This is a genomic window from Streptomyces sp. NPDC004327 (assembly GCF_042873935.1).
GTDB lineage: Bacteria > Actinomycetota > Actinomycetes > Streptomycetales > Streptomycetaceae > Streptomyces.
Map to the genome: position 1 here is coordinate 134,994 of NZ_JBIAME010000009.1, position 17,697 is coordinate 152,690.

The window sequence follows — 17,697 nt, forward strand, 5'->3', positions numbered from 1 at the left end:
ATGCCGCCCGTCTTCGCCCACGGCCGCCTCCGTCTGTACCTGCTCAAGCTGCTCGACGAAGCCCCCCGCCACGGGTACGAGGTGATCCGCCTCCTGGAGGAGCGCTTCCAGGGCCTCTACGCCCCGTCGGCGGGCACGGTCTACCCGCGGCTCGCCAAGCTGGAGGCCGAGGGCCTGGTCACCCACGCCACCGAGGGCGGCCGCAAGGTCTACTCGATCACCGACGCCGGCCGGGCCGAGCTGGCCGGGCGCGGCGGCGAACTCGCCGACCTGGAGGTGGAGATCCGCGAGTCCGTCTCCGAGCTGGCCGCCGAGATACGGGACGACGTGCGCGGCGCCGCCGGCAAGCTGCGCAGCGAGATGCGGGCGGCGGCGACCGCCTCGCGCTCCACCGGGGCCTCGTCGTTCGCCGAGGCCAGGGAGGAGCTGCGCAAGTCGAAGCAGGAGTGGAAGGAGCAGGCCCGCCAGGCGCGCGCCGAGGCCCAGTCGGCCAAGCGCGAGGCGAAGGAGTACCAGCGGATCGCCAAGCGGGTCCAGGAGCAGGTGCAGCAGCAGATCCTGGACGGGATGAGCCGCGGTGAGGGGCCGAAGGCCGTCTGGGAGGGCATCTCGGGGATCACGGCCCAGCTGGGCGACCTGATCTCGGGCAGTTCCCACGCCCGCCCCGCCACCCCGGAGCAGGCCGTCTCCGACTGGGCCGCCGACATAGCCGACCCGGCCGACCCCGCCCGCGAACTCGACCGCCTCCTCGACCGCTTCCGCGACGACGTGCGCGACGCGGCCCGCGACCACGGCGTGACCTCCGCCCAGCTCACCGAGACCCGCCGCCACCTGGGCGCGGCGGCGGAGAGCATCCTGTCGCTCCTGGGCAGGCCGGCGAAGAAGCGGTAGCGGTAGGAGTGGGCCCGCGGGCCCACCCCGCCCCGTCTCGCCAGCCCGCCTCAGCGGCGCGTGACCGTGACCGTCACCCGCGCGCCCGGGGCGGCCAGGACCAGGGCGCGGCCCGGCTGCGGGCGCAGCACGATCGCCCTGCCCCGGGCCGCGACCTGCCACGCGCCCGGGGGCAGGGACAGCTCGGTGGCGCGGGGGCCGCGGCGGGCGGCGTCGTACTCCAGGCGGTAGGCGCCGGCTCCGGAGTCGTAGGCGGCGGAGCGGACGTTGCCGGCGACGGCCTCGGCGTAGGGCTCGGCGGTGAGCTCCTTGTTCGTACGGAAGGCGCCGTCGGCGTCCACCGCGCAGTAGCCGCCGCCGTAGCACCACTCCCAGCCCGCCCAGCCGGAGCTGTAGCGGCCGAGCGAGGCCATGGCCTCGCGGAAGAAGCGGTTCATGTTCGGCAGGGAGTTGTTGAGCGGGCCCCACTCCCCCACGACCACGGGGACCTTGTACTCCTTGGGGTACTGGGTGACGGCGGCCTCGTAGTTCTCGATCCAGCCGGCCGACGGGTCGTAGTCGGCGCCCGCCTCCATGCCGGAGTTGTAGAAGTGCGGGGCGTACACGATCTTCGGGTCGTCGATCCGGCCGAGGCCGGTGGGCACGCCCTCGCCGACGATCGGGGTGGGCTCGACGAAGATCCAGCCGTCCCGGTCGACGGCGCGGATCGCGTCCGCGATCCGGTTGTACATCGGGGTGAGCTGCTCGCTCTCGATCCGGCGGGCGGCGGACGGCAGGTCCTCGCCCTCGCGCATCTCGCCCATGGGCTCGTTGATGGGGTCGTAGCCGAGGACGGCCGGGTGGTCGCGGAAGCGCTCGGCCAGCACCCGCCACATCCGGGCCTGGGAGCGGCGCAGGTCGGCGTCCTCGTAGAGGTGGGTGAAGGCGCGCTGCACGGCGGGCTCGAAGTACTCGGAGAACCAGTCCTCGGGGTGCGGGGTGAAGGGCAGCCCGTCGGTCCTGGTCGCCCAGGCCGGAATGCCCCGGGAGCCGAACGCCGGCCCGAAGACGTCCTGGTGGGCGTCGAGGACGACCTTCACGTCGTACTTCTCGGCCCAGTCCAGGACCCGTTCGATCCTGCGGAGGTAGTCCTTGCTGTACTGGCCGGGCCTGGGCTCCAGGTCGTCCCAGAAGACGAGCAGCCGGGCGAAGTTGAAGCCCTTGGCGCGCATGTCGCGGATGCTCTTCTCGGTGATCGCCGAGAGGGCCTGGTCGCCCCGGTGGGACTTGTCCGCGAGGTTCCAGCCGCGCAGCGTCAGGGCGCGGCCCCTGGCGTCGGTGAGCGCTGGTATCGCCTCATACGTGTCGGCGTGGGCGGCGGTCGGGGCGAGGAGCGCGGCGACGACGGCGGTCGCCGTAAGGGTGGTTCGCAACAAGGAGGGCCTCCGGCACGACGAGGTGAGCGTTGTTCACGTTTCGCGTGCCGGAGATCCCATCAGGTCACCCGACCTACTTCAAGAGGCCGGGAGAAAAGTCATCCGGGAAACCAGCCGGGAGCCGGCCGGGAGCCGGCCGGGAAACAGGCCCGGAAACAGGCCCGGCCGGCCCTTCACGGGCCGGCCGGGATGTCGCGAGGAGCTCGTCAGGAGCTCCTCGGCGGTTCGTCAGGGGTTCGTCAGGACGATCTTGCCGAAGAGCTCGCCGGACGCCATCTTCGCGAAGCCCTCGCGCGCCCGGTCCAGCGGCAGCACCTCGTCGATCACCGGCCGCACACCGGTCGCGGCGCAGAAGGACAGCAGGTCCTCCAGCTCGTCCTTGGAGCCCATGGTCGAGCCGACGACCTTCAGCTCCAGGAAGAAGATCCGGGTCAGCTCGGCGTGCGAGGGCCGGTCACCGCTGGTGGCGCCGGAGATGACCAGCGTGCCGCCGGGCCGCAGCGACTTGACCGAGTGCGACCAGGTGGCGGCGCCGACGGTCTCGATGACCGCGTCCACCCGCTGCGGCAGCCGCGCCCCGGGCTCGTACGCCTCCACGGCGCCGAGCTCGACGGCCCGCTTCCGCTTGGCCTCGTCGCGGCTGGTGGCGAAGACCCGCAGGCCGGCCGCCTTGCCGAGGACGATCGCGGCGGTGGCGACACCGCCGCCCGCGCCCTGCACGAGGATCGAGTCGCCGGGCCGCACACCGGCGTTGGTGAAGAGCATCCGGTACGCGGTGAGCCAGGCGGTCGGCAGGCAGGCGGCCTCCTCGAAGGAGAGCTCCCTGGGCTTGGGCAGCACGTTCCACGAGGGCACGGAGACCCGCTCGGCGAAGGTGCCCTGGTAGCGCTCGGTCAGGATCGAGCGCGGCTCGTCGGGGCCGACGCCGTGGCCGGTCTGGCCGATGACGGAGTGCAGCACGACCTCGTTGCCGTGCTCGTCGACGCCCGCGGCGTCGCAGCCGAGGATCATCGGCAGCTTGTCCTCGGACAGTCCGACCCCGCGCAGCGACCACAGGTCGTGGTGGTTGAGCGAGGCGGCCTTGACGGTGACGGTCGTCCAGCCGGGCCGGACCTCGGGCTCGGGCCGTTCGCCCAGTTCGAGGCCGTTCAGGGGCTGGTCGCGGTCGATTCGGGCGGCGTAGGCAGCGAACATGTCCCCGACCCTAGGGGCGGACGGGGAGCTCGCGGAACCACGCCCGGGTGTGACGCGCGTCCCTCGCGGCGATCTTGCGTCCGGCGCCCGCGGGACCCCGCCGCGCACGCACGGGGGCCCCGCCCGGTTCGCGCGAACGAACCTGACGGGGCCCCAGAAGGTGTACCGGTCCCGGCCTCAGCGGCGGGCGACGCCCTCCGCGCGCGCGGCGGCGGCGACCGCGGCCGCGACGGCCGGGGCGACCCGCTCGTCGAACGGCGACGGGATGACGCAGTCGGCGGACAGCTCGTCACCGACGACGCCGGCGATGGCGTCGGCCGCGGCGATCTTCATGCCCTCGGTGATCCGGGAGGCCCGGACCTGGAGCGCGCCGGCGAAGATGCCGGGGAACGCGAGGACGTTGTTGATCTGGTTCGGGTAGTCCGAACGGCCGGTGGCCACGACCGCCGCGTACTTGTGCGCGACGTCCGGGTGCACCTCGGGGTTCGGGTTGGCCATGGCGAAGACGAAGGCCTTCGGCGCCATGGCGGCGACGGCCTCCTCGGGGACCGTGCCGCCGGAGACGCCGATGAAGACGTCGGCGCCGGCGAGGGCGGTCTCCAGGGAGCCGGAGAGGCCGGCCTTGTTCGTCAGCCCGGCGATCTCGCGCTTGACGTCCGTCAGGTCCTCGCGGTCCTGGCTGACGATGCCCTTGCGGTCGGCCACGGCGACGTCGCCGATGCCCGCCGACAGCAGGAACTTGGCGATGGCCACACCGGCCGCGCCGGCGCCGGAGATGACCGCGCGCAGGTCGCCGAGGGTCCGGCCGGTCAGCTTCGCGGCGTTGCGCAGGGCGGCGAGGGTGACGATCGCCGTGCCGTGCTGGTCGTCGTGGAAGACCGGGATGTCCAGGCGCTCCTGGAGCTTGCGCTCGATCTCGAAGCACCGGGGCGCCGAGATGTCCTCCAGGTTCACGCCACCGAAGGACGGGGCGAGCCGGACGACGGTCTCGACGATCTCGTCGGTGTCGGTGGTGGCGAGGGCGATCGGAACCGCGTCCACGCCGCCGAACTGCTTGAAGAGGATGGCCTTCCCCTCCATGACCGGAAGCGACGCCTCCGGGCCGATGTCGCCGAGGCCGAGCACCGCCGTGCCGTCGGTCACGACGGCCACGACCTGGGACTTCCAGGTGTAGTCGTTGACCAGCTCGGGCTGCTCCGCGATTGCCGTGCACACCTTGGCGACGCCGGGCGTGTACGCGAGGGACAGGTCGTCCTTGTCACGCAGCGGCACCGTGGCCGTGATGGCCATCTTGCCGCCGCGGTGCAGCGCGAAGGCCGGATCGAAGGGCTCGCCGGGAGCCCCTTCCGTACCGCTCTCGCTGCGAGGATTGACGATCTCCGCTGCCATTGGGTTGACCCCTTAAGTCTTCTTCATTTGAGGGTTGCCACTCCCTGGTAAGGAGGGGTGGGCGGGTCCCGCGGCCGCCCTGTCTGGTAGCCGCGCGGGCGCGCCGCACAACGCGCCCTGAGCCCCGGATGAGGGGTGTAAGGATCCTTCTTACCGGACGGACGGGTCCGGAGACGAGTCGATACCGCCGCGGTGACGCGACTCATACCGAGCGCTACCGGACGCGGAGGAGAACGACACGTCACTCCATGTCCGGAAACATACTTTCCCGACCCGAATAGCGGTCTTCATGTCGTCCGAATGGCGAGATGGACGGAAGAATTTGCGGTGGAGGCACCCCCCGCCCGCAGAAGATTTCGCTAGGGGCGACTGGGCGAGCCCCATCCCAGGCCACCCGTTATCCGATTTTGACATCCTTGGCCGTCGGATTCGGGCAGTCCGAATGGCAAGATGCCAAATCACACGAGGTCGCGGCACTCGAAGCTGCGTACGCGACCCCTAGGCAACGTAGGCAACTCCCCTCACACGCCGGAGGAACCCGACCATGACCGCACGCTCCACGCTCGGTACGACCGCCGCCAAGACCCGCACGTTCCGTCTTGCCGCGGTCGCCGCCGTCGCGGTCGCCGGCTCGATGCTGCTGACCGCCTGCGGCGACCAGACGAACAGCACGAAGCCCGAGGGCGGCCAGTCCTCCGGCGTCTCCACCAAGGCGCCGCTGTTCTCCAAGCTCCCGGCCGACATCCAGAAGGCCGGCGTCATCAAGGTCGGCACGGACGCCTCGTACGCCCCGATGGAGTTCACCGAGGGCGAGAAGATCGTCGGTGTCGACCCCGACATCGCCAAGGCCCTGAGCAAGCAGCTCGGCGTCGACTTCAAGTTCACCTCGGGCACCTTCGACGGCCTGATCACCTCGATCTACACCGGCCGCCAGGACCTGATCATGTCCTCGATGACCGACAACAAGAAGCGCCAGGAGGGCCTGGACGACAGCGGGAAGAAGATCGGCAAGGGCATCGACTTCGTCGACTACTTCAGCTCCGGCGTCTCCCTGCTCGTCAAGAAGGGCAACCCGCAGGGCGTCAACTCCCTCGACGACCTGTGCGGCAAGACCGTGGCCGTCCAGCGCGGCACGATCTACGAGGACACCTTCAAGGCACAGGCCGCCAAGTGTGGCGACAAGAAGCTGACCATCCAGGCGTTCGACACCGACGCCGAGGCCCAGACCCGCGTCAAGGCCGGCGGTGCGGTCGCCGACCTCAACGACTACCCGGTCGCCTCGTACATCGCGAAGACCTCCGGCGGCGGCAACGACTTCGAGGTCACGGGCAACCAGAGCGACGTCGGCCTCTTCGGCATCGGCGTCTCCAAGGACAAGACCCAGCTGCGCGACGCCATCAAGGAAGCACTCGACGCGGCCATCAAGGACGGGACCTACGCCCAGGCCCTCAAGACGTGGAACGTCGAGGACAGCGCCGTGAAGCAGGCGACCGTCAACGCCGGCAAGTGACCTCCCCGCTCCACCTGAAGGGCAGTCGTCATGACTGACAAGATCCGCAAGGAACCGGCCGCCGCTCCGGCCGGTTCCGGCTCCGGCCCCACGGACAACCCGCCGGCCACGCCGGCCGGCACCCCGTCGGGCGTCCCCTACGAGGCGATCAAGGCCATCCCGGTCCGCCATTACGGCCGCTGGATCAGCGCCGTCGTGGTCGTCGCGCTCCTCGGCTGGCTGCTGTACGCCTTCTCGCAGGGCAACATCATCTGGAACACCGTCTGGGACAAGCTGTTCGACCCGTCGGTGCTCCACGGCCTGTGGAGCACGGTCGTCATCTCCGTCGCCTCGATGGCGCTGGGCCTCGTCCTCGGCATCCTCTTCGCCGTGATGCGCCTGTCGAAGAACCCGGTCACGGGCGCGGTCGCCTGGCTGTACATCTGGTTCTTCCGCGGCACCCCGGTGTACGTGCAGCTGCTGGTGTGGTTCAACCTGTCGCTGATCTTCGAGTACATCAACCTCGGGCCGATCTACAAGAACGAGACCGTCGACGTCATGACGCCGTTCATGGTCGCGCTGCTCGGCCTCGGCCTCAACGAGGGCGCGTACATGGCGGAGATCGTCCGCGCCGGCATCCAGTCCGTCGACGAGGGCCAGACCGAGGCCGCGCACGCGCTCGGCATGTCCCAGACGAAGACCATGTGGCGCATCGTGCTGCCGCAGGCCATGCGCGTGATCGTGCCGCCGACCGGCAACGAGTTCATCAACATGCTGAAGACCTCGTCCCTGGTCTCGGCCGTGCAGTACACAGAACTACTGCGCGCCTCGTCCAACATCGGCACCACGGCGGGCGCCGTGATGGAGATGCTCTTCGTGGCCTCCATCTGGTACCTCGCGCTCACCAGCGTGTTCAGCGTCGGCCAGTACTACCTGGAGCGCCGCTTCGCCCGCGGCTCCACGCGCAACCTGCCGGCCACGCCGTGGCAGCGCGTCAAGAAGAACCTCGTCACGTTCAAGCGTTCCCCGGAGGCGACCCGATGACCGGTCAGCCCATGGTCAAGGCCGAAGGCGTCCACAAGTCCTACGGCGCGGCGCACATCCTCCGGGGCATCGACCTGGAGGTCCAGAACGGCGAGGTGTTCTGCCTGGTCGGCCCGTCCGGCTCCGGCAAGTCGACCTTCCTGCGCTGCATCAACCACCTGGAGCGCATCGACGGCGGCCGGCTCTCGGTCGACGGCCACCTGGTGGGCTACCGCCAGAAGGGCGAGAAGCTCTACGAGCTGAAGGACAGCGAGGTCGCGCTCCAGCGCCGCGACATCGGCATGGTCTTCCAGCGCTTCAACCTGTTCCCGCACATGACGGCCCTGGGCAATGTCATGGAGGCGCCGATCCAGGTGAAGGGCGAGTCCAAGTCCGTGGCCCGCGAGCGGGCCGCGAGCCTGCTGGAGCGGGTCGGCCTCGGCGACAAGATGGGGAACTACCCCTCGCAGCTCTCCGGCGGCCAGCAGCAGCGCGTGGCGATCGCCCGCGCGCTGGCCATGGAGCCGAAGCTGATGCTCTTCGACGAGCCGACCTCGGCGCTCGACCCGGAGCTCGTGGGTGACGTCCTCGACGTCATGCGGGACCTGGCCGAGTCGGGCATGACGATGGTGGTCGTCACGCACGAGATGGGCTTCGCCCGCGAGGTGGGCGACTCCCTGGTGTTCATGGACGGCGGCGTGGTGGTCGAGTCGGGCCACCCGAGGGACGTCCTGACGAACCCGCAGCACGACCGGACGAAGGCGTTCCTTTCGAAGGTCCTGTAGCGCGTACGCACGCGAAAGGGCGGTACGGGAAGACCCGTACCGCCCTTTCGCTTCCCCGCCTACTTCACGGCGAGGAGGAGGGTGTCCGAGGGGGAGGCCCATACGGCGCGGGCCTCGGCGAAGCCGGCGGCGCGCAGGGTGTCGGCGTGCCAGCGGGGCGAGGGCATGTCGCCGTCGGCGTGCTCGCCGTAGATCTCGAAGCGGCGGGCGGTGGGCCCGGCGAGGACCGGGTCCTTGGCGGCGAGCGCCCACCAGTCGGCCCAGTCGAGGACGCCGGCGGCCTTCTCGGCGTCCATCCGGGCGTGCCGCTGCGCGCGCTCGGCGGCGTTGATGCGCGGGGTGGTCTCGTCGATCATGTGGTCGGCGTTCATGAAGACGCCGCCGTCGCGGACGAGGCCGGCCAGCTGCCCGTAGAGGGCCGCCAGGGGCTCGCTGTGCAGCCAGTGGAGGGCGGTGGCGGTCAGGACGGCGTCGTACGAGTCATGGGGCAGCTCGCGCGCCCAGGCGGGGTCCTTGAGGTCGGCGGTGACGAAGGTGACGCGCTCGTCGCCGGCGAAGTGGCCCTCGGCGATCGCGAGCAGGGCCGGGTCGAGGTCGACGCCGGTGCTGGTCGCCTTCGGGAACCTTTGGAGCAGCCGGTCCGTGATACTTCCCGTACCGCAGGCGAGGTCGAGCACGCGGGGCTCCGGTCCCACGACCGCCTCGACCATGTCGAGCATCACGCGGAAGCGTTCTTCGCGGTCCGGCATGTACCACTCCTGCTGGCGGTCCCAGCTCTGCTGCCAGGCCGTCCAGTCGGTGCGGGTCGTGTCGGTCATGCTTCTGCCTCCACTCGGTTCGTAATACCCTCGAAGGGAAAGCGTCGCTTACCCTTCCCCGCCTTGACCCTAGCCCGCCGGCGTAAGGACTACAAGTGGAACTGGCCTATTACTCGGACTACGCCGTGCGTCTGGTCAACACCGAGGAGCCGGCCCGCAACAAGGACTCCCTCACCTCCGTGGAGGCGGTCCGCGAACTCTTCGGCGAGGCGTCCCAGATGGCGCGGCGGGTGACCGACGCCGACGTGACCCGCTTCCGCTCGGTACGGGCCCGGCTGCGCGCGGTCTTCACGGCGGCCGACGAGGGCGACCACACCGGCGCCGTGGACCTGCTGAACTCGCTGCTCCTGGAGTTCCCGGTCAGCCCGCAGATCTCGGGCCACGACTACCTCGACGACGAGGGCCGGCCGCGCTGGCACATGCACCTCGCCGATCACCCGTCGAACGCGACCGCGGGCTTCGCCGCCATCGCCGCGATGGGCCTCGCCTTCCACCTGACGGAGTTCGGCGCGGACCGGCTCGGCCTGTGCCAGGCCGCGCCCTGCCGCAACGCCTACCTCGACACCTCGACCAACCGCTCCCGCCGCTACTGCTCCGACCGCTGCGCGACCCGGGCCAACGTGGCCGCCTACCGGGCCCGCAAGCGCCAGGAGGCCGCGGAGGCCGAGCGCACCGGCCGCACGGCCGTGAGCAGCCAGGAGAGCACCACACCGGCCGACCGCTGACGCCCGGGGGTGACGGGCCGGTACCGGACCCGCACCCGCCCGAGCACCAGCTGCTCCGGCACGACCCCGAACACCCGGCTGTCGCCCTCCGTGTCCGGGTTGTCCCCGAGCACCCACCAGCCGTCGTCCCGCCGCTCCACCAGCCGCTTCACGATGAGCAGATCCTGCTGCAGCGGATGCCGCAGCACGGCCACCTGCCCGGGCCGCAGCCGCGCCCCGTAGTGCACGAACAACCGGTCCCCGTGGAGCAGCGTGGGCACCATCGACACCCCCGTGACCTCGGCGATCCCGAACGGGGCCCCGGGCTCCCGCCCCGGCTGCTGCCCCGATTCCACCATTCGGTACCTCCCGGTCCGATCGTCCACGAGTCCCATGGTGACCCTGGACTTTTGTCCTAAGCCCCTGGGGGCGCTCGCGAAAACCCGCTTCTCACCGAGTAATGTCCCACCTGAGAAGACGATCACGAGGAAGGACAGCAGCATGCTCTCCCGCCTGTTTGCCCCCAAGGTCAAGGTCAGCGCCCACTGCGACCTCCCCTGCGGCGTGTACGACCCGGCCCAGGCCCGCATCGAGGCCGAGTCGGTCAAGGCCGTCCAGGAGAAGATGTCCGCGAACGAGGACCCGCACTTCCAGGCCCGTGCCACGGTCATCAAGGAGCAGCGCGCGGAGCTCGCCAAGCACCACGTCTCGGTGCTGTGGAGCGACTACTTCAAGGCCCCGCACTTCGAGAAGTACCCCGAGCTCAACCAGCTGGTCAACGACACCCTGAAGGCCCTCTCGGCCGCCAAGGCGTCGACGGACCCGAAGACGGGCGAGAAGGCGCTGGAGCTCATCGCCGAGATCGACCGCATTTTCTGGGAGACCAAGAAGGCCTGACCTTCCTCCCCACGTGCCCCGAAGGGGCCCGACCGCTCGGCGGCCGGGCCCCTTCGGCGTGTCGGGCGGCCGCCGGTCACCAGGTGTCCGGGGGCCTCTGGTCGTAGCAGGTGGGCCAACCCCGTGGCAGTCCCGGCGGGAGGTCGATGCCGTCGTGGCAGCGGAGGAGGAAGTCGGTGAAGGTGCCGCCGGTTTCGAACCAGTCGGCTGATTCGGTGTGGACGACGATGCGCCAGTCGTCGGGGTCCGGTTCCAGGGGCAGGAAGTAGTACGTGTTGCCGTGCTCGTCGTGGCCCCATGCGAGGAGGCCGCCGGGCTCGGGGTGGTGCGGCCATGGGTCGGTGCCGGGGGACTGCGCAGGGTGCGGGGGCCAGAGGTCTTGGGCCTCTTCCGGGGTTCCGTGCACGGGGCGCTCAAGGTGGAGGACTCCGTCGAGGGCGCCGGGTCCGTAGAGGTCGAGGAATGTCTTGTAGTCGGAGGGGAGCGACAGGCCCAGATGGGCTTCCGCGGCCTGCCAGAGGGACGGGCGGGCCCAGCCCCAGGTCTCCGGTTCCCCCAGCAGTGCCCTCAGCCGGGCCGGGCCGTCGGCGTTCATTCCTGGCCGGACGGGAGGGAGTAGCGGCGCTTCTCCTTCGAGGTCGCGCCCAGGCGGTCGTAGAAGCGGATGGCGCCGTCGTTCCAGGTGGGGGTCTGCCACTGGATCTCGGTGAGGCCGAGGGCGCGGGCCTCGCGGCGGACGGCGGCCATCAGGAGGGCGCCGAGGCCGTGGCCGCGGGCCTCGGCGGTGAGGTAGAGGCAGTCCATGTGGAGGTACTCGGCGGCGTCCCAGGTGGAGAGTTCGGGGGCGCAGGTCGCGTAGCCCGCGAGGGTGCCGTCGGGGAGTTCGGCGACCAGGCAGCGCAGGCGGGGGGCCTCGGCGGCGAAGAGGAGGCGGTGGAGGCGGGCGGCCAGGTCGCCGGGCGGGGGCGCGGCCTGTTCGTAGGCGGCGTGTTCGGCGGCCAGTTCGGCGACCCGGGGCAGGTCCTCGGGGTGGGCGTGACGGGCCAGGGGCGGGGCTGCCGCCCGTACCGCGTCCCGCCGCTCCGCGTGATCGTTCATGCCGTCATGATGCACGGCCCCGCCGTCCCCCCTCCCCGCAGCCACCTCCGGTACGGCGCCGCGCGCAGCGCCACCTCGCGGTAGGCCGCGGCGAGGGCGGCGTAGGGCCGGTCGAGGGCGGTGCCGGGCGCGGCGAAGAGCAGGAGGCGGACGGCGAGGGGGTCGCCGCGGAGGGGGCGGACGGCCATGTCGTCGCGGGGGCCGGAGGTGGGCTGGCAGGGGGCGACGGCCTCGCCGAGGGCGATGAGGGAGGAGGCCGTGTGGTAGTCGGCGTGCAGCACCGGCGGGTCGAGGCCGGCGGCGGTCAGGACGCGCCGCAGGCCGTCCCATTCCCCGTCGACGGCCGGGTCGACGGTCCAGCGGTCGTCGGCCAGGTCGGCGAGGTCCACGACCTCCTGCGCGGCGGCCGGATGGTCGGGGGCCATGGAGACGAACTGGGGCTCGCGCTCGACGAGGACGCGCGCCCGCAGTCCGTCCGGCACCCGCAGCGGGCAGCCCTCGACCTCGTGGACGAAGGCGACGTCGAGCTGGCCCGCGGCGACCGAGCGCAGCAGGGTGTGGGCGGAGACGTCGACGCGCAGCGCGATCTCGGGGGCGATGTCGCGGCGCAGCCGGCGCAGCCAGCCGGGCAGGGCGCGGCTGGCCGTGGAGCCGACGCGCAGGGCCGGGCCGCCGGTGCGGGCGGCGGCGGCCCGGGTGTCGGTGATCAGCGCGGCCATGCCGTCGACGAGCGGACGGGCCCGGCTGAGCACGGAGCGGCCGAGCGGGGTGGGGTGGCAGCCGGTGCGGCCGCGGGAGAAGAGCTCGGCGCCGAGCGCGTTCTCGATGCGGCGCAGCTGGGTGGTCAGGGAGGGCTGGCTGACGCCGAGTTGGCGGGCGGCCTTGTGCAGGCTGCCGGTGTCGGCGATGGCGCACAGCGCCCGCAGGTGCCTCACCTCCAGCTCCATGGGACGAGGTTAGGGCCGGTCCCCACGTGCGCACCAGAGCGTCGATCGGCCGGTGATTGAGCCGTGTTATCGGGGATTGGCATCATTCCCCCGGCGTCCCGGCTCCCCCGACACTCTCCTCAACCCCACAGGAGGAGCCCCCACATGCGACACCCGAAGTTGCTCACCTCGTTACTGACGGCCGCCCTCGGCGCCGGCCTCACGCTCTCCCTCTCCGCCGCTCCGGCCGCCGCCTCCGCCCCCTCGGTGGCGTACGCCGGTTCGTCCGCGGAGGCCAAGGCCAACCAGGCGTTCTTCGACGCCGTCATGAAGTCGGTCGCGAAGAAGCGGGCCGCCACGCCTGGTGCCACCGCCGTCACCGTGGTCTACAGCACCGCCAACGCACCCAGTTTCCGCACGCAGATAGCCCGCTCGGCGCAGATATGGAACGGCTCGGTGGTCAACGTCCGCCTGGTGGAGGGGTCCAACGCGGACTTCGCCTACTACGAGGGCAGCGACTCCCGGGGCTCGTACGCGAGCACCGACGGGCACGGCAACGGCTACATCTTCCTCGACTACCAGCAGAACCAGCAGTACAACTCCACCCGCGTCACCGCCCACGAGACCGGTCACGTCCTCGGTCTCCCCGACCACTACAGCGGTCCGTGCAGCGAGCTGATGTCCGGCGGCGGGCCCGGTACGTCGTGCCAGAACGCCTACCCGAACAGCCAGGAGCGGTCCCGCGTCGACCAGTTGTGGCGCTACGGCCTCGCCTCGGCCCTGAAGAACCCCTGATCCCTTCCCCGAGCACACCTGCGGGGCGGCCCGGGAGGGCCGCCCCGTTCCCCGGGTACGACGGGTCAGGCCGCCTGCGGCAGCCGGCGGCCGAACTCGGTGCCCGGCGGCAGCTGGCGCCGGACCCGGACCAGTGCCTCCTCGAAGTCACCGCCCGCGATGCCCGATTCGAAGGCCGCGCCGGCGTAGTGCAGCGTGAGGCTGAGGTCGGCGCGGTCGCCGAGGGTCAGCAGGCAGCTGAGGGTGGCCGGCCGGCTGACGCCGTCCGTGACGACGGGGAGCGGCAGGTCCCATTCCAGGACGCACCCGCCGAGGGTCTGGCCGCCGTCGCCGTCGCCGTCGCCCTCACCCGCGCCCACGGCGCTGAGCGTGGCGAAGCTCGCGCCCCTGTACTCGATTCCCCTGATGCGGGTGGCCACATGGCCCCCGTCGGCCGTGATGACGATCGCTTCCGCACCACGGCGGTCCCGGTACCAACCGGTCCAGACTTCTGTCGACTCCGATGACATGGGCGGACTGTAGCGGTATGACCGGCTCCGGCGCGCGGCCGGTCACCCGGCGGCCGGACTTCTCCCGGTCTCGCCGTTCTTGCCGGTCACGTGCGGTGTCGCGGCTTCCGCGGCGACTTCGGAAGCGGCCGCGGCCGAGGCCTCCGGCGAGCTCCCCGGCGCGGCCTCGGGCAGGGTCTGCGCGGGACCCTCGTCACCCGGCTCGTACAGCTCGCACTCCGGGTTGCGGCACGGCTGCACCTCCCACTCCGGCACCCAGGCCCCGAGGACCTTGTGCCGGCGCGCCACCACCTGGCGTGGCTGTCCGCAGGCCGGGCAGGGATGCTCGGCCCGCGGGTCCCGGGTGGTCCGGTAAGGCTCCTCGCTCACGCCTCCAGCGTAGGACCCGGCGCCCGGGGGCGCTTCCCGTCACCGCTTCCTGGTGTACGTGCGCACGACGACCCCGTTGCCGAAGCTCCGTACGCCCTCGAGCGCGAAGTCCCGCACGTCGAAGTCCGCGCCGAACATCGGCATGCCGGAGCCGTACACCTGCGGGTACGACTTGATGACCAGCTCGTCGATCTCGTCGACGAGCTGCCCGGCGACCCGGGCGCCGCCGCAGAGCCAGATGCCCAGCGAGCCGTCCTCGGCCTTGAGCTCGCGGACCCGGGCGGCGAGGTCGCCGGCGACGAGCTCGACGTTCGGGTCGGGCGACTCGGTGAGCGAGCTGCTCGCGACGATCTCCCGGAGGTGGGCGTACGGGCTGGTGACGCCGGAGTCCAGGGCGAGGCGGTAGGAGCCGAGGCCCTGGATGACCGTGTCGAAGCGCTTGTTGGGCACGCCGTCGACGCCGAAGGCCGCGCGGAAGGCGGTCGGGATCGTGTCCGGGTACTCGGCGTTCATGAAGGCGGCGTACTCCTCGTCCATGAACGTGAACATGGACGAGGCGTCGCCGTGGGGGTCGCCGATGAAGCCGTCGAGGGAGCAGGCGACGTAGTACGTGAGCTTGCGCAAGCCGGAATCTCTTTCCGTAGGCGGATGCGGTCCGTTGACCACTGCGCCCATAGTGCTTCACATGTAGTGGTCAGCGCAAGCCCTTCTCGCACACCCCTTCGCATCCTCTGCGTACGCGTCTTCGCACGCCCCTCCGCATGGCTCCTCGTGTGCCGTGCCGCCCGCCCCTCCGGCCCCGTGCGCCGGCCCGGCTCCGCTCAGCGGCTGCGCCGCGTCACGAACTCCGCCAGCGCCAGCAGATCCCCGGCCGCCGACAAGTCCGGCACCGCCCGGGAGAGTTGCTCCACCGCGCGGGCCATCCGCTCGGCCGCCTGGTTCTGCGCCCAGTCCCGGCCGCCGGCCCGCTCGACCGCGTCCGTGGCCGCGCGGACCGCGTCGGCGTCGAGCACCGGGCGGGCGTACAGCGCGGCCAGCTCCTCGCCCGCCGGGGTGCCGGAGGTGAGGGCGGCGACGACCGGGAGCGACTTCTTGTGGGCGACGAGGTCGGCGCCGGCCGGCTTGCCGGTGCGGCCCGGGTCGCCCCAGATGCCGATGAGGTCGTCGATCAGCTGGAACGCGAGCCCGGCCTCCCGGCCGAAGGCGTCCATCGCCGCGACGGCCTCCTCCCCCGCCCCCGCGTACAGCGCGCCGAGCGCGCACGCGCAGCCGAGCAGGGCGCCGGTCTTGGCGGTGGCCATCGCCACCACCTCGTCCAGGGTGACCTCGTGCGGGCCGCGCTGCTCGAAGGCGCAGTCGGCCTGCTGGCCCGCGCACAGCTCGATGACGCAGGCGGCGAGCCGGGCGGAGGCGGCCATGGCGGCCGGGTGCGGGTCCTCGGCGAGCAGCCGCAGCGCGAGCGCGTTCATGGCGTCGCCCGCGAGCAGCGCGTCCGGGATGCCGAACACGGCCCAGGCGGTGGGCCGGTGACGGCGGGTCGGGTCCTCGTCGACGATGTCGTCGTGGAGCAGGGTGAAGTTGTGGGCCAGCTCCACCGCCGCCGCGGCCTTCACGGCCGGGGCCGGGTCCGCGCCGAACGCGCGGGTCGCGGCGAGCACCAGGGCCGGCCGGATGGCCTTGCCGCCCTGCCCGCCGGCAGGGCTGCCGTCGGCCTCCTCCCAGCCGAAGTGGTACGCGGCGATACGCCGTATGGAACCGGGCAGGGACGCCACGGTCGTGCGCAGTTGGGGTTCGACGACGCCGCGCGTCCGGTCCAGGAGCAGCACGGCGCTCTGCCCCTCGGTCCCGGTCCCGGCGTCCACGCTGGTCGTGGTCATGTTCACAGTCACCTTCCCGATGGCCCTGGAGAGTCGGACGTCCGGGGGCGGGGCCTGTCGGCGTGGCCCCGCACCCGGACAGGTCCTATCGCCGGCGGCCGAGCTCCACGTTCTCCAGGACGCCGAGGGCGTCGGGGACCAGGACGGCCGCCGAGAAGTAGGCGGTGACCAGGTAGGAGATGATCGCCTGCTCGTCCATGCCCATGAAGCGGCAGGACATGCCGGGCTCGATCTCGTCCGGCAGGCCGGTCTGGTTGAGGCCGATCACGCCCTGGTCGGCCTCGCCCGTGCGCATGCAGAGGATCGAGGTGGAGCCGGTGTCGGAGACCGGGATCTTGTCGCACGGGTAGATCGGCAGTCCGCGCCAGGTCGTGACCCGGGTGCCGTCGACGTCGACGGTGTCGGGGACCAGGCCGCGCCGGCTGAGCTCGCGGCCGAAGGCGGCGATGGCCCGCGGGTGGGCCAGGAAGAGCCGGGAGTCGCGGCGCATCGACAGCAGCTCGTCCAGGTCGTCGGGGCCGGGGGCGCCGTCGTGGGACTGGATCCGCTGGCCGTAGTCGCAGTTGGCGAGGAGGCCGAACTCCCGGTTGTTGACCAGCTCGTGCTCCTGGCGCTCGCGCAGCGCCTCGACGGTGAGCCGCAACTGCTGCTCGGTCTGGTTCATCGGCTGGTTGTAGAGGTCGGCCACGCGCGTGTGGACCTTGAGGACGGTCTGGGCGATGCTCAGCCCGTACTCGCGCGGGGAGGCCTCGTAGTCCACGTAGGTGTGCGGGATGACGGCCTCGCCGACATGGCCGGCCGAGAGGTCGATGGCCGCCTCGCCGAAGGTGTTGGTGGGGCGCTCGGGCAGCGCCGCGAACTCGGCGAGATGGCCGGCCAGCGCCCCGGCCCGCGCGGCGAGGGCCAGTACGTCGGCGCGAGTGAGCTCCAGGACCGTGCAGGCGGTGGCGGCGCGGGCGGTCCACTCCCAGCTCGCGTCCGGGTCGACGAGGGCGGCCTCGCCGAAGTAGGCGCCGTCGGCGAGGACGCCGAGGACGGTCTCGTCGCCGTAGGGCCCCTCGCCGATCTTCTCCACCTTGCCGTGGGCGAGCAGGTGGACCCGGTCGGTGGCGGCGCCGCGGGTGGCGACGGCCTCGCCCGGCGCGTAGTGGCGCTGGTGGCAGCGGGCGGCCAGCTCGGTCAGGACGTCCTCGTCGTCGAACCCGCGCAGGGCCGGGAGCTCGCCGAGCTCCGCGGGGATGACGGCGACCCGCTCACCGGTCTGCACGAAGGTGACGCGGCCGTCGCCCACGGCATGACTGAGGCGCCGGTTCAGCCGGTAGGTGCCGCCCTGGACCTGCACCCACGGCAGCGCCCGCAGGAGCCACCGGGAGGTGATCTCCTGCATCTGCGGGGCCGACTTGGTGGTGGTCGACAGGTTCCGCGCGGCATCGGTGCCGAGGCTCTGCTGCGGTGGTGCCTGATCCGCACGGACCTCGCCGCCGGCCGAGCCGACCGAACCAACGGACATGGAACTCC

At 71.8% G+C, this 17,697-nt stretch carries 20 protein-coding genes; 7 read left to right on the plus strand and 13 right to left on the minus strand.

The genetic code is table 11. From position 1 onward, the window contains the following. Positions 1-891, plus strand: a complete 891-nt coding sequence (locus ACFYU9_RS28810) for a helix-turn-helix transcriptional regulator (protein WP_389208431.1) — start codon at positions 1-3, stop codon at positions 889-891. Positions 892-941: 50 nt separating this feature from the next. Here ACFYU9_RS28810 and ACFYU9_RS28815 read toward each other — a convergent pair whose 3' ends face one another. The 3 genes from ACFYU9_RS28815 to ACFYU9_RS28825 all read right to left on the minus strand — a co-directional run bounded on the left by ACFYU9_RS28815 (position 942) and on the right by ACFYU9_RS28825 (position 4,889). Then, on the minus strand, positions 942-2,306 hold the full coding sequence (locus ACFYU9_RS28815; RefSeq protein ID WP_389346587.1) for a cellulase family glycosylhydrolase: 1,365 nt from the start codon (positions 2,304-2,306) through the stop codon (positions 942-944). Between the two features lie 228 nt (positions 2,307-2,534). Beyond that, positions 2,535-3,500, minus strand: a complete 966-nt coding sequence (locus tag ACFYU9_RS28820) for a zinc-binding dehydrogenase (protein WP_389208427.1) — start codon at positions 3,498-3,500, stop codon at positions 2,535-2,537. 177 nt (positions 3,501-3,677) lie between these two features. Continuing rightward, complete coding sequence (locus tag ACFYU9_RS28825; RefSeq protein ID WP_389208425.1) at positions 3,678-4,889, minus strand: NADP-dependent malic enzyme; 1,212 nt, start codon at positions 4,887-4,889, stop codon at positions 3,678-3,680. A gap of 544 nt (positions 4,890-5,433) precedes the next feature. On the opposite strand from ACFYU9_RS28825, the gene ACFYU9_RS28830 reads away from it, so the two are divergent. Genes ACFYU9_RS28830 through ACFYU9_RS28840 form a run of 3 tightly spaced genes read left to right on the plus strand, consistent with a single transcriptional unit; the run spans position 5,434 to position 8,186 of the window. After that, positions 5,434-6,399 (plus strand): ABC transporter substrate-binding protein, encoded by a 966-nt coding sequence (locus ACFYU9_RS28830; protein ID WP_389346590.1) that lies wholly within the window; start codon positions 5,434-5,436, stop codon positions 6,397-6,399. A gap of 30 nt (positions 6,400-6,429) precedes the next feature. Continuing rightward, complete coding sequence (locus ACFYU9_RS28835) at positions 6,430-7,422, plus strand: amino acid ABC transporter permease (RefSeq protein ID WP_389208421.1); 993 nt, start codon at positions 6,430-6,432, stop codon at positions 7,420-7,422. After that, on the plus strand, positions 7,419-8,186 hold the full coding sequence (locus ACFYU9_RS28840) for an amino acid ABC transporter ATP-binding protein (protein ID WP_389208419.1): 768 nt from the start codon (positions 7,419-7,421) through the stop codon (positions 8,184-8,186). The genes ACFYU9_RS28835 and ACFYU9_RS28840 overlap by 4 nt, the downstream gene beginning before the upstream one ends. A gap of 59 nt (positions 8,187-8,245) precedes the next feature. On the opposite strand, the gene ACFYU9_RS28845 is transcribed toward ACFYU9_RS28840, so the two are convergent. After that, a complete protein-coding gene (locus ACFYU9_RS28845; RefSeq protein ID WP_389208417.1) occupies positions 8,246-9,004 on the minus strand; it encodes a class I SAM-dependent methyltransferase in 759 nt (252 codons plus the stop codon). 95 nt (positions 9,005-9,099) lie between these two features. On the opposite strand from ACFYU9_RS28845, the gene ACFYU9_RS28850 reads away from it, so the two are divergent. Further along, positions 9,100-9,729 carry a CGNR zinc finger domain-containing protein gene (locus ACFYU9_RS28850; protein WP_389208415.1) on the plus strand — a complete coding sequence of 210 codons (630 nt, stop codon included), beginning with the start codon at positions 9,100-9,102 and terminating at the stop codon, positions 9,727-9,729. Here the strand turns inward: ACFYU9_RS28850 and sodX are convergent. Further along, positions 9,633-10,067 carry a nickel-type superoxide dismutase maturation protease gene (gene sodX, locus ACFYU9_RS28855; protein ID WP_389208414.1) on the minus strand — a complete coding sequence of 145 codons (435 nt, stop codon included), beginning with the start codon at positions 10,065-10,067 and terminating at the stop codon, positions 9,633-9,635. The genes ACFYU9_RS28850 and sodX overlap by 97 nt on opposite strands. Before the next feature lie 142 nt (positions 10,068-10,209). On the opposite strand from sodX, the gene sodN reads away from it, so the two are divergent. After that, positions 10,210-10,605 (plus strand): superoxide dismutase, Ni, encoded by a 396-nt coding sequence (gene sodN / locus ACFYU9_RS28860; protein WP_389208412.1) that lies wholly within the window; start codon positions 10,210-10,212, stop codon positions 10,603-10,605. Positions 10,606-10,681: 76 nt separating this feature from the next. On the opposite strand, the gene ACFYU9_RS28865 is transcribed toward sodN, so the two are convergent. The 3 genes from ACFYU9_RS28865 to ACFYU9_RS28875 are packed head-to-tail and all read right to left on the minus strand — an operon-like array spanning position 10,682 to position 12,650. Further along, entirely contained in the window at positions 10,682-11,200 is a 519-nt protein-coding gene (locus tag ACFYU9_RS28865) for an SMI1/KNR4 family protein (protein WP_389346592.1), read from the minus strand. Next, the gene (locus ACFYU9_RS28870; RefSeq protein WP_389346594.1) at positions 11,197-11,703 is read right to left on the minus strand and encodes a GNAT family N-acetyltransferase; all 507 of its coding nucleotides are present in this window, start codon (positions 11,701-11,703) and stop codon (positions 11,197-11,199) included. Before ACFYU9_RS28870 ends, ACFYU9_RS28865 begins: the two co-directional genes overlap by 4 nt. Further along, a complete protein-coding gene (locus ACFYU9_RS28875) occupies positions 11,700-12,650 on the minus strand; it encodes a LysR family transcriptional regulator (protein WP_389208408.1) in 951 nt (316 codons plus the stop codon). Before ACFYU9_RS28875 ends, ACFYU9_RS28870 begins: the two co-directional genes overlap by 4 nt. Before the next feature lie 144 nt (positions 12,651-12,794). Between ACFYU9_RS28875 and snpA the strand changes: the two genes are divergently transcribed. Beyond that, entirely contained in the window at positions 12,795-13,424 is a 630-nt protein-coding gene (gene snpA, locus ACFYU9_RS28880; protein ID WP_389208406.1) for a snapalysin, read from the plus strand. A 65-nt stretch (positions 13,425-13,489) separates the two neighbouring features. Here the strand turns inward: snpA and ACFYU9_RS28885 are convergent, their stop codons facing one another. The 5 genes from ACFYU9_RS28885 to ACFYU9_RS28905 all read right to left on the minus strand — a co-directional run bounded on the left by ACFYU9_RS28885 (position 13,490) and on the right by ACFYU9_RS28905 (position 17,689). Then, complete coding sequence (locus tag ACFYU9_RS28885) at positions 13,490-13,933, minus strand: DUF6304 family protein (protein WP_389346596.1); 444 nt, start codon at positions 13,931-13,933, stop codon at positions 13,490-13,492. Positions 13,934-13,975: 42 nt separating this feature from the next. Then, the gene (locus tag ACFYU9_RS28890; protein WP_389346598.1) at positions 13,976-14,302 is read right to left on the minus strand and encodes a hypothetical protein; all 327 of its coding nucleotides are present in this window, start codon (positions 14,300-14,302) and stop codon (positions 13,976-13,978) included. Between the two features lie 39 nt (positions 14,303-14,341). Further along, positions 14,342-14,926 (minus strand): dihydrofolate reductase family protein, encoded by a 585-nt coding sequence (locus tag ACFYU9_RS28895; RefSeq protein ID WP_389346600.1) that lies wholly within the window; start codon positions 14,924-14,926, stop codon positions 14,342-14,344. Positions 14,927-15,123: 197 nt separating this feature from the next. Continuing rightward, entirely contained in the window at positions 15,124-16,179 is a 1,056-nt protein-coding gene (locus tag ACFYU9_RS28900) for a family 2 encapsulin nanocompartment cargo protein polyprenyl transferase (RefSeq protein WP_389208399.1), read from the minus strand. 85 nt (positions 16,180-16,264) lie between these two features. After that, positions 16,265-17,689: a family 2B encapsulin nanocompartment shell protein gene (locus ACFYU9_RS28905; RefSeq protein WP_389346602.1), complete on the minus strand. Its 1,425-nt coding sequence runs from the start codon at positions 17,687-17,689 to the stop codon at positions 16,265-16,267. Positions 17,690-17,697: the final 8 nt, after the last annotated feature.

Bases quoted from the DNA above. Each gene is read 5' to 3' on its own strand.
- ACFYU9_RS28810 (WP_389208431.1), top strand. From the start codon at position 1: ATGCCGCCCGTCTTCGCCCACGGCCGCCTCCGTCTGTACCTGCTCAAG.
- ACFYU9_RS28820 (WP_389208427.1), bottom strand. From the start codon at position 3,500: ATGTTCGCTGCCTACGCCGCCCGAATCGACCGCGACCAGCCCCTGAAC.
- ACFYU9_RS28825 (WP_389208425.1), bottom strand. From the start codon at position 4,889: ATGGCAGCGGAGATCGTCAATCCTCGCAGCGAGAGCGGTACGGAAGGG.
- ACFYU9_RS28830 (WP_389346590.1), top strand. From the start codon at position 5,434: ATGACCGCACGCTCCACGCTCGGTACGACCGCCGCCAAGACCCGCACG.
- ACFYU9_RS28835 (WP_389208421.1), top strand. From the start codon at position 6,430: ATGACTGACAAGATCCGCAAGGAACCGGCCGCCGCTCCGGCCGGTTCC.
- ACFYU9_RS28840 (WP_389208419.1), top strand. From the start codon at position 7,419: ATGACCGGTCAGCCCATGGTCAAGGCCGAAGGCGTCCACAAGTCCTAC.
- ACFYU9_RS28845 (WP_389208417.1), bottom strand. From the start codon at position 9,004: ATGACCGACACGACCCGCACCGACTGGACGGCCTGGCAGCAGAGCTGG.
- sodX (WP_389208414.1), bottom strand. From the start codon at position 10,067: ATGGTGGAATCGGGGCAGCAGCCGGGGCGGGAGCCCGGGGCCCCGTTC.
- sodN (WP_389208412.1), top strand. From the start codon at position 10,210: ATGCTCTCCCGCCTGTTTGCCCCCAAGGTCAAGGTCAGCGCCCACTGC.
- ACFYU9_RS28865 (WP_389346592.1), bottom strand. From the start codon at position 11,200: ATGAACGCCGACGGCCCGGCCCGGCTGAGGGCACTGCTGGGGGAACCG.
- ACFYU9_RS28870 (WP_389346594.1), bottom strand. From the start codon at position 11,703: ATGAACGATCACGCGGAGCGGCGGGACGCGGTACGGGCGGCAGCCCCG.
- ACFYU9_RS28875 (WP_389208408.1), bottom strand. From the start codon at position 12,650: ATGGAGCTGGAGGTGAGGCACCTGCGGGCGCTGTGCGCCATCGCCGAC.
- snpA (WP_389208406.1), top strand. From the start codon at position 12,795: ATGCGACACCCGAAGTTGCTCACCTCGTTACTGACGGCCGCCCTCGGC.
- ACFYU9_RS28885 (WP_389346596.1), bottom strand. From the start codon at position 13,933: ATGTCATCGGAGTCGACAGAAGTCTGGACCGGTTGGTACCGGGACCGC.
- ACFYU9_RS28900 (WP_389208399.1), bottom strand. From the start codon at position 16,179: ATGACCACGACCAGCGTGGACGCCGGGACCGGGACCGAGGGGCAGAGC.
- ACFYU9_RS28905 (WP_389346602.1), bottom strand. From the start codon at position 17,689: ATGTCCGTTGGTTCGGTCGGCTCGGCCGGCGGCGAGGTCCGTGCGGAT.